The organism is Bacillus sp. JJ1764 (assembly GCF_036962145.1).
Lineage (GTDB): Bacteria > Bacillota > Bacilli > Bacillales > Cytobacillaceae > Neobacillus.
The window spans coordinates 1-7,350 of the sequence record NZ_JBALNY010000169.1 but is presented as its reverse complement, the minus strand read 5'-3'; the positions used below and the strand labels follow the sequence as shown (position 1 = coordinate 7,350).

The window sequence follows — 7,350 nt, the reverse complement described above, 5'->3', positions numbered from 1 at the left end:
GCTATAGAGTATGATGTCTGTCGTATTATTATTTATGAAGCTATAAAGCAATCCAACAGTAAGTGAAACTAATAAAGAATAAAACATGATTGTATTTTTATGCTTTGTTGCTTTGTTTATCATTTCTGAAATCGTTTCCATGTTGCAATCTCTCCCTTTAATCAACTTATATTCTATATCGACATCTTTGAAGATTAGTTTAGGGATTTAGGCAAGCAGCTAGGAAAAAAATCACAGGAAAAAGGCACTTATAGCAAAGTACCTTTTATGTAAAATATTCTAGTTTTGCTTCAGGGAAAAACTTCTTCATATAACTGTGCAAATGGTCTTTAATTTCCTCTTCCTCTTCTTTTTGGTAAATATATTTCCCAATACCGTATTTTCCCCATTTATATCTTCGTTTTTCTTCGTCCAATTCCAGCTTGGTCATGGGGTAGTTTTTCTCAATTACTTTTTTGGCTGGTTTAGTAAAGCGGTGCTGAATGAATTCAAAGGTTAAATCTTTTTTAGCTTCCTTCGGTAATTCTCCCTCTAATCGTTCAAACATGTGGTAGTATCCATCCTCCCACCCTTCATGCAGATAAATGGGAGCGACGATAAATCCCAGAGGATATCCTGCTCTCGCCACTTTACCTGCTGCTTCAATCCTTTTTTCCAGCGGAGACGTGCCTGGCTCAAAATTTTTTATCACATAATCAGCATTGACACTAAATCGGAATCTCGTTTTTCCGTTGTGTTTCGCGTCCAAAAGGTGGTCAACATGATGGAATTTGGTTACAAATCGTAATTTTCCATACTCAGACTGTCCAAAATGCTCGATCGCTCGTTTTAGAGAATGTGTCAAGTGATCAATTCCAACGATATCCGACGTACAGGAAGCTTCAAATCTGGTTATCTCAGGTGCCCGTTCTTCCATGTACTGATCGGCTGCTTCAAGAATTTCCTCCACATTTACATAGGTACGAATATACGGTTTACTTCCCATTGTTGTTTGTAAATAACAATAGTGGCAATGCCCCATGCAACCGGTGGCAAACGGAATCGCATACTCAGCTGAAGGCTTGGAAGTATCAAACTTAAGAGTTTTTCGGATTCCCACTACCAAGGTCGATTTTGCCACTCGATATCGTTGAAATTCTGTATCTCCTGGCAGGTTCCTTACTTGATTATGAGAAGTTGTATAACGAATCTCAAGGTTCATCTTTTCAAATTTTTCCTTAAGTTCTTTTCCTAATGGATATTCTAAGGCATCCGGCTCGAAATAAACGAGCCTAGGGACAAATGGTTGATTCATTCTAATATTCCTTCTGCTGCATGACCGAAATAATAACTGTAAGCCTGTTCTGCCTCTACAGCAGATGTATAGACAGCCATATCATTCGTTAATGGATAATAAGTTTCATATAAAAATACAGCTAATTCATCGGGATTTTCCGGGTTCCTTACCACTGCAGCTTCTTGAATATTAGCAACATCCTGGGTGTGGGGGTTCCGATAAAATACATAAACAATATCTCCAGCATTATAAGAATTCAAAAGATCACCTTATTTCTAAAAATGTAATAAGTTTAGTTTTCCTAAATTTTTTTTAATTACTCATCGGATATCGATTGAGTTGAATCGTTTTCAAACACGAATGTTAAATAGTTAGAAAATTAAATCATTCGTATATTTTGGAAAAAATCATTGCCAACTAAATTTTCAGTCAGTATAATGTGATTAAATTAACACGTTTCACTCATATAATCGCAGGGATATGGCCTGCAAGTTTCTACCGGATTGCCGTAAAACGGTCCGACTATGAGTGGGTAATGGAAATACACATATACAGTGTTTATTTCATTTTCCTTTTGGACACACGCCCAAAGGTCATTGCCTCACTCTAATTTGTGAGGAATGATCTTTGGGCTTTTTATTTTTTAGGAGGTAACTATGAAACTACTTGAGGAAAAAATTATACATGATGGACGGGTTCTAAATGACAATGTATTAAAAGTGGATTCATTCTTGAATCACCAAATCGATCCCCAATTGATGCTTGAAATCGGAAAAGAATTTGCCAAGCGTTTTGAAGCTGATGGAGTAACCAAAATCGTAACAATCGAATCTTCCGGGATTGCCCCTGCTACTATGGCAGGTTTATATATGAAGGTCCCAGTGATTTTTGCAAGAAAAAGAAAGTCACTCACGTTGAATGAAGACTTATTAACAGCACCGATCCATTCTTTTACTAAAAATGAAACAAATGAAGTGTCCATTTCAAAAAAATTCCTTAAACCTAATGATCGTGTATTCATTATTGATGATTTCCTGGCAAACGGTGAGGCTGCTCTTGGCTTGGCTGAATTAGTTAAACAGGCGGGAGCAGAGGTCGTGGGTATTGGCATTGTCATTGAAAAATCATTTCAGCCTGGTGCGCAAAAATTGCTGGCACAAGGCTATCGAGTAGAATCACTTGCACAAATTGCCTCGCTCGAAAATGGTAAGGTAACTTTCTTAAATGAACAAGAGGGGGTCAAAGTATCATGAAACAAAACGCATTTAAAACAGCATCATTAGGAATACAACATGTATTAGCTATGTATGCTGGTGCTGTCATTGTGCCGCTGATTATCGGCAGTTCCCTTCATCTTTCTGGAAAAGAACTTGCCTATCTGGTATCCCTTGACATTTTAACAAGCGGAATCGCTACACTCCTTCAGGTTTGGCAAAATCGATACTTTGGTATAGGTCTTCCTATTGTTTTAGGTTGTACTTTTACCGCCGTTGGTCCGATTATCGCCATAGGCAATCAGTACGGTCTTTCCGCAATCTATGGGTCTATTCTGGTATCGGGGATCATCGTGATTCTAATCGCAAGGTATTTTGGAAAATTAATACGCTTCTTCCCTCCTGTTGTCACAGGTTCAGTTGTCACGATTATTGGTCTAACCTTAATTCCAGTTGCAATGAATAATGTGGCTGGTGGTCAAGGAAGTGCTGATTTCGGTTCTCTTTCGAATATTTCCCTTGCTTTTGGCACACTTCTATTTATTATCATTCTTTATCGTTTTTCCACAGGTTTTGTTCGTGCCATTTCCATTTTATTAGGTTTACTGACTGGAACGATTGCCGGAGCTTTTATGGGAAAAGTAAACTTTTCTGCGGTTGGAGATGCATCCTGGTTCCATCTAGTCACACCATTGCATTTTGCAACTCCATCCTTTGAACTAGCTCCCATTCTTACGATGACACTAGTAGCAATTGTTAGTCTTGTTGAATCGTCTGGTGTTTACTTTGCTCTAAGTGATATAACTGGGAGAAAGCTTTCCGAGGATGATTTGGTCAAAGGATATCGGGCTGAGGGACTAGCGAGCATCATTGGTGCACTATTTAATTCATTCCCATATACTACCTACTCTCAAAATGTTGGACTTGTTCAATTCTCCGGGGTAAAAGAGAAGAAAGTCATTTATACAATGGCAGGAATCTTGATATTCCTAGGTTTTGTTCCAAAAGTTGCTGCATTGACAACCGTGATCCCAACTTCCGTTTTGGGTGGCGCAATGATTGCCATGTTCGGAATGGTGATTGCCTCAGGAATCAAGATGCTCAGTAAAGTGGACTTTACTTCACAGGAGAATCTGTTAATTATTGCTTGCTCATTAGGGATGGGACTTGGTGTTACAACGGTTCCGACGTTATTTGATCATTTGCCTGAGGGAATAAAAATTATTACGAATAGTGGTATTGTAGCAGGAAGTATTACAGCTATTTTATTAAATATTGTTTTCAACGTTGCGAAAAGTGGAAAGAAAAAACAGGTAGTATCACCTAGTTTAAAAGCATCTTAAAAAACAACCGGGCATCCACCCGGTTGTTTTATGATTGTATAGAATTTTCTTGATTGTTTTCTTCTAACATACCTTTTACATCCTGTACCATTTTATCATAAGTTTGATTGACACGATTCATAATCTCTTCTTGTTCCATTTCGTTGTTCTTGAATTTCTGCTTTCTTTCCAATTTTCAACACCTCCTAGTTGTATAGTGTGTAATAAAGAATTGATTATTTATTAATAAGTAATTTTAAAAAGTTTTTTAAAATTTATCTCCTTTTTTCGAATTTTGCATTTACTAACCCTAGAGGAGGTAATAAAAATGAGTGAAAATACATTTCATCAATTAGCACATGAGCATCTTAAAGAAGAGGTAAATGTAGTAACGACACAGGGCAGCTTTGAAGGAAGGCTTCTTCACGTGGGGACTGATATAATAGTACTGGAAAATAGAATGATGAGACAACGTCCATTACGTTTAATTATTCGCATCGCAGAAATCGTTGTCCTCTTCCGGGCAGAGTTAGCTCCTAGAGGTCCATTTGGATTTATGCCACAGGAATTTGAAGAGCATCACGAAAGCCAAGACCATTAATTTGCTTATGAAAAATTAACGCAAAACAGCATGATTGTCTATACACATCGCTTACCTCCAACATAATCTATAGTAAATGGGTTGGAGGTGAAATCTATGAGCGGCGGTGCAGCAGGTGCAGGTTTTGCGTTAATCGTTGTTCTCTTTATTCTTCTAATTATTGTGGGAGCTAGCTTTATGGGTGGCTACTACTATTAATGATTGGACTGAATAACAGAGTAAAAAATTAAAAAGAGATCAGCTGTCCACACATGGTTAAGGCAGCTGATCTCTTTTATTTTGCCCATCAAATATTCCATATTGAGCAGTAAGGAAACTAATTGAAGGCCTCTGTCTTGGAAGTTCCACATGTTCTACATTTAATAATTTAGTTAACATTTTTAATGAGTCAAGAACGTATGGCCCTTTATTTAACATGATGCAATTCGCCCGAGCCGCCTGACCTGCATCTGTAATTTCAGCTCTTGCGGGAATCCCCTTTTTAGTGAGCTTTTCCAACACACCTGTAGCCCAAATGACAGGTATATGGGATGCCTTGCAAATGTTGATAATTTCTTCCTGAACGAATAAGAGGTTTTCAAGACCCACTTCGACCGCAAGATCCCCTCTTGCAATCATAATCCCGAAACGATGAAAATTTAACCCCTCCAAAATAATTCTTGATAATTGATGAACAGCGTCCTTCGTTTCAATTTTCGCAACGACGGCCAGATTTTGTGCATCCAGTCTTTCCAACTCGTTTCTCAACTTCTTCAGATCAAGGGGTGAATGAACAAATGAAATTCCGATTATATCGGCATTTTTTGATATAAACTCTAAATCATGAAGATCTTTTTCTGTTAAGGCAGGAACATTTAAACTGAGTAAAGAATCAGGCAAGTTTAACCCTTTCCCTGTTTTAATTCGAAGCGGATGTACGATTGGACTGTGGATTTCAATTTCAACAAAATCCTCAGTAATTTGTGAAACGAACCCGCTTATTTTTCCATCATCGATAAAAACCCGGTCATTCTTTCTAACATTTCGGAACGCTTTTTCAAGGGTAACAGGAACTCCAGCAGGTTCATGCTCCTTTGCAGCGTAACCTGGCTTTTGTGAACCCGGGTATAAACGCAGTCGGTCTCCCTTTTTTACAAATATCTCTTCGATCCCAAGATCTCCAATTCGTATTTTTGGACCAGCCAAGTCCATATAAATTTTACACGAACGTTCACGTTCATATTTTCCTTTTTCCTTTAAACAGTTTTCCGCATTTCGCAAGTTGTTGATTAATTGTTTCCAGATAGTTTCATGATTATGTGCACAATTGATACGGACTATATTCATCCCGTTCATTAATAATTCATCCAGCAGTTCCGGCTGGTTAAGGGTATGACTATCCAAGGTTACCATAATGGATGACTGGAGATGGCTGTTTTTGGGTCCAAACAAATCTTCACTATGTTTTCTCGAAATATGTCTTGATTCTGAAGGAGTAATGATCTTATGGTCTTCTAATGGATCTGTCACTATGTTTAAATAGTTGATGATTTTTTGAAAAGTATAAAGAACATGTTCCTTCGAGTAATCGAGAGGTGCAAACCCGTTGTCAACTAATTGCTGACTCAATATAGAATTGGTATTCTGGAGCAGTGCTAAATAAGCCAGTAAATTATTCCGGCTAAAGACCTTATCGGCTATAAAAAATTTGCCCTCTGCCTCTTTACACTCCTTCATCACTTTTTGATAAATATGACATATTTGTTGTTTAAATTCTTGCTCATTACGTAATGACACTACCAAAACACTCCTCGGTTTGCTTGCGAATTCATTTAAGTATATGCTGGTGATGGATTGACAGTGTATTTTTCTAAACCCAAAAAAGGACTCATCAATTGATGAATCCTTTCTTAGGTTTATGGGACAAACACCAGTAATAACCAAAGATACAAGCATAATAGAGTAAAAATCAAGGTCAGTGGAATCACTACTATGGTAACTTTGATATACTCCAGCCATGTTATCTTAATTTTATTTTTATTTAAAATATGCATCCATATTAATGTAGCTAAAGTTCCAATCGGAAGAATTAACGACCCAATATCACTTCCTATAATATTCGCTAAATAAACAGTTTTCATAATTAATGGGTCTAACCCCATACCTGTTAAGGAGAGAGTGGCCACCATAAGGGCAGGGTGATTGTTAAATATGTTTGATAGAAATGCCGTAATCATCCCCATTGTTAAACTGGCATGAAGTAAACTATCATTTACTAATGGTTTAAAATGAGTAATAACAAGATCGGTGAGACCAATATTGTGTAACCCATAAATAATGACATACATCGAAAAAGCAAAGATTAATATATGCCATGGGATTTTTTTGAAAATGTCATTTGGATTGACTTTAAGATACACCCATCTCCATATTAGTAAGATAATAGACCCTAGAACAGCAACCAAAGATACTGATATTCCGATAAATGAGGCAATAAACAAACTGATTCTGACAATAAAAACAAATACGAGCATTTTGATCATTAATTTTTTCTGCTGGTTAAAAAGATTTTCGGGATTTTTTCGTAATGGATGGTACCGTTTGTTTTTTTGTAGTGGGATTGAGTATGAGTGGATTGGGATATTTTTAGGAATATCCTTTCTGAAAATGAAGTATAGTAAATAGGATAAGAAAGCTAATCCTAGAACACCTGGTATAAACATCATTTCTGTTTGTAAATATAGGTCTAATCCAATTATTTTTAGGGCAATCAAATTCACGATATTGCTGACCCCAATAGGGGCACTTGAAGCTGTAGCAATTAGCGCTCCACTTAATAAATAGGGAATTTTTTGATGGTTTTTTAATCCAAGATTATTAAGAATCAAGATTAAAATAGGTGTTGTGATTAAAATGCTTCCATCATTATTAAAAAATAGAGTCATTAAAAAGCAAAGC

Annotated in this window: 9 protein-coding genes and 1 riboswitch; of the genes, 4 read left to right on the top strand and 5 right to left on the bottom strand. The window is 36.9% G+C overall.

Annotated elements, in window-relative coordinates; genetic code table 11:
* Nucleotides 1-265: 265 nt before the first annotated feature.
* Both splB and V7083_RS20170 read right to left on the bottom strand, forming a co-directional pair.
* Nucleotides 266-1,294: a spore photoproduct lyase gene (gene splB, locus V7083_RS20175; RefSeq protein ID WP_335481286.1), complete on the bottom strand. Its 1,029-nt coding sequence runs from the start codon at nt 1,292-1,294 to the stop codon at nt 266-268.
* Complete coding sequence (locus tag V7083_RS20170; RefSeq protein ID WP_335481284.1) at nt 1,291-1,536, bottom strand: transcriptional regulator SplA domain-containing protein; 246 nt, start codon at nt 1,534-1,536, stop codon at nt 1,291-1,293. Before V7083_RS20170 ends, splB begins: the two co-directional genes overlap by 4 nt.
* A 182-nt stretch (nt 1,537-1,718) precedes the next feature.
* Nucleotides 1,719-1,821, top strand: a riboswitch (purine riboswitch).
* A gap of 111 nt (nt 1,822-1,932) precedes the next feature.
* Here V7083_RS20170 and V7083_RS20165 point away from each other — a divergent pair.
* Together V7083_RS20165 and V7083_RS20160 are read left to right on the top strand one after the other, a co-directional pair.
* On the top strand, nt 1,933-2,529 hold the full coding sequence (locus tag V7083_RS20165) for a xanthine phosphoribosyltransferase (RefSeq protein ID WP_335481282.1): 597 nt from the start codon (nt 1,933-1,935) through the stop codon (nt 2,527-2,529).
* Nucleotides 2,526-3,833 (top strand): nucleobase:cation symporter-2 family protein, encoded by a 1,308-nt coding sequence (locus V7083_RS20160; RefSeq protein WP_335481280.1) that lies wholly within the window; start codon nt 2,526-2,528, stop codon nt 3,831-3,833. Before V7083_RS20165 ends, V7083_RS20160 begins: the two co-directional genes overlap by 4 nt.
* A 28-nt stretch (nt 3,834-3,861) precedes the next feature.
* Here V7083_RS20160 and V7083_RS20155 read toward each other — a convergent pair whose 3' ends face one another.
* Nucleotides 3,862-4,005, bottom strand: a complete 144-nt coding sequence (locus V7083_RS20155) for a hypothetical protein (RefSeq protein WP_335481278.1) — start codon at nt 4,003-4,005, stop codon at nt 3,862-3,864.
* Between the two features lie 135 nt (nt 4,006-4,140).
* On the opposite strand from V7083_RS20155, the gene V7083_RS20150 reads away from it, so the two are divergent.
* Together V7083_RS20150 and V7083_RS20145 are read left to right on the top strand one after the other, a co-directional pair.
* Complete coding sequence (locus tag V7083_RS20150; protein WP_335481276.1) at nt 4,141-4,413, top strand: DUF2642 domain-containing protein; 273 nt, start codon at nt 4,141-4,143, stop codon at nt 4,411-4,413.
* A 96-nt stretch (nt 4,414-4,509) separates the two neighbouring features.
* Nucleotides 4,510-4,611, top strand: coding sequence for a YjcZ family sporulation protein (locus V7083_RS20145; RefSeq protein ID WP_335481274.1), 102 nt, complete (start codon nt 4,510-4,512; stop codon nt 4,609-4,611).
* Between the two features lie 57 nt (nt 4,612-4,668).
* Here V7083_RS20145 and V7083_RS20140 read toward each other — a convergent pair whose 3' ends face one another.
* Nucleotides 4,669-6,189, bottom strand: coding sequence for a pyruvate kinase (locus V7083_RS20140; protein WP_335481272.1), 1,521 nt, complete (start codon nt 6,187-6,189; stop codon nt 4,669-4,671).
* A gap of 119 nt (nt 6,190-6,308) precedes the next feature.
* On the bottom strand, nt 6,309-7,350 hold a 1,042-nt coding region (locus tag V7083_RS20135), incomplete at its 5' end, for an ArsB/NhaD family transporter (RefSeq protein WP_335481270.1).